General features: G+C 50.4%; 2 protein-coding genes. Both read left to right on the top strand.

Going from position 1 to position 2,317, the window contains the following annotated elements; translation table 11 throughout:
* Positions 1 to 1,380: NAD(P)-binding domain-containing protein (locus ACYTXL_RS15070; protein ID WP_461925438.1), on the top strand; the 1,380-nt coding region annotated here is incomplete at its 5' end.
* 98 nt (positions 1,381 to 1,478) lie between these two features.
* On the top strand, positions 1,479 to 2,144 hold the full coding sequence (locus tag ACYTXL_RS15065; RefSeq protein ID WP_461925437.1) for a carboxylesterase family protein: 666 nt from the start codon (positions 1,479 to 1,481) through the stop codon (positions 2,142 to 2,144).
* Positions 2,145 to 2,317: the final 173 nt, after the last annotated feature.

Raw genomic sequence — 2,317 nt, 5'->3', positions numbered from 1 at the left:
CCCTATCCTGATGACTGGGTACCCGACCGTGCTGATGTTGACCACAATGTGACAATAGTTGGTGGTAGTGGTACAGGTATTACCTTTGCCTTTGCACTGCGACGGGCTGGTATTGGCCGGGTGACAATTATCGATGAGGCCGAAGATGAAGCCCATGCTGGTATATGGCTAAATCGGGCGCGGATGAACAAGCTACGCACGCCCAAGAATCTGCCAGGGCCGGAATTGGGTATTCAGGGGTTGTCATTTCAGGCTTGGTATGAGGCGCGACATGGTGCTGAGGCTTACGCGGCGATTGACCGCATTCCTCGCTTGCTGTGGGTTGAATACCTCAGTTGGTATCGGCAGTTTCTAGAAATTCCAGTGCGTTACCAAACGAAGCTGGTGCGGATTGAGCCTGCTGAAGGTTTCTTTCGCCTGCATCTAGAAGTGAACGGTATCCCCCAGGTGGAAACTACCCGCAAAATTATTCTGGGCAATGGTTTTGTCGGTGCTGGTGGCCCATACGTGCCATCAGTGTTGGCTGCTTTACCACGCATTTTATACGCACATACCGCCGATGCCATCGACTTCAATGCACTGCGAGGCAAAACTGTAGCGGTGCTGGGATCTGCGGCCTCGGCCTTCGATGCTGCTGGGGTAGCCCTGGAATCGGGAGCCAAAGCAGTACACTTGTTCTCACGACGGTCAGAGATCGCATCACTGCCAGTAATTCGCGTGCGTGGTTATCCTGGTGCTTACAACAGCTATTACCAAATACCTGATGCGGCTCGCTGGTTCCAGGCTTGGCGTTATCGTCAGTTCGGCTCCACACCACCAACCGACGCAATTGAACGGGCGATCGCATTCCCGAACTTCCACCTGCACCTATCCGCAACCTGGAGATCAGCACACGAGGAAGGCAGCAGTATCGTCGCACAGGTGAACGACGATGTTTTCGAGTTCGATTTGGCGATCGCTGGTACTGGCTACTTCGTTGATCCGGCGGCGCGGCCTGAACTTGCCGACTTTGCCCATCATATTGCTCAGTGGAGCGATCGCTACGAACCACCAGCCAATCAGCGCGACGAAGAATTAAGTGTTTATCCTTACCTTGGTAGCGCCCATGAATACCAAGAAAAAGTCCCCGGTAGCGCACCTTACCTGAAGGATATCCATGTTTTCAACCCATCTGGCTTCGTCAGTTTTGGACTGCCAATTGGTGACATACCCAGCATCCGACGCGACGTACCAGCAGTGGTAGGACGTATTAGCCATGACTTGTTCTTTGCTGATTGGACGCTGCATGAAGCCCGTATTACCAGCGACAACGTTGCACCAGATTTCGATACCTCGCTCTATGCAGATGCAGTATGGAAACAGAAAGTGCCAGTTAGTTGAATCTAGTAGTCTGTTAACCGGGAGCAATGCCAATACGTTTCGGATAAGACTCGATCCCCCCAACCCCCAAACTTCCCCAAACTTTAGGAGTCACAACTATGTCTGTCGAACACCGCTCTTTTAACACCAGCAATGGTTCCTTGCCTTATCTCCTCTCGACTATCTCAGACACTATTAAGCAACCCGCGCCCCTAGTATTGTTTCTACACGGCGCACGCGATCGCGGTACAGATATAAATGTGCTGCTGAAATGGGGTTTACCTCGTTTCGTGGATTCGTCCAGTTCCTTACCTTATATCTTTGCCGCCCCCCAGTTGCCTGAAGGACAAACCTGGGTAGACCGAGAGTTGGATGTGATTGCTTTGCTCGATGATCTCATCGCCTCCCAACCCATCGATCCGTCCCGGATAATTTTATCTGGGTTCAGCTTAGGTACAGCTGGAGCATGGCATATCACCGCTTCTCACCCTCGTCGCTTCGCTGGTCTGGTAGCAGTATCAGGGCGTGTACCCAAGACATTAGAAGCAACCCAACTAGCTGCACTAAAGGAAATTCCCATCCAAATATTCCAAGGTGGCAAGGACGAAAAACTACCGATTGAAGATACACAGCAGATTGTCGATAGCTTGCGCGGACTGGGGGGAACAGTAGATTTTACTGTACTGCCTGAAGGCGATCATTTTATTGCTGATGAAGTTTACAGTGACCCGAAATTACAACAATGGCTGATTTTACAGAGTCGTCGCACTTCTGTAACTGTCTGATATGAAATATATAGAATTATGAACATCATGCTTAATTCCAAGTTACAGCAGTTTTCATCTATTTGAACCACATCTGTCGTAGGGGCACAGAAAAAGCTCATTGGTGTCAACTTAACGTAGAAGTTAGGCAAGGCATGCTTTCGAGGTTTCACCCTCACAAGAACAGCCCCTCT

Source organism: Nostoc sp. (assembly GCF_054880495.1).
This window is presented reverse-complemented; position numbering and strand designations above follow the sequence as displayed.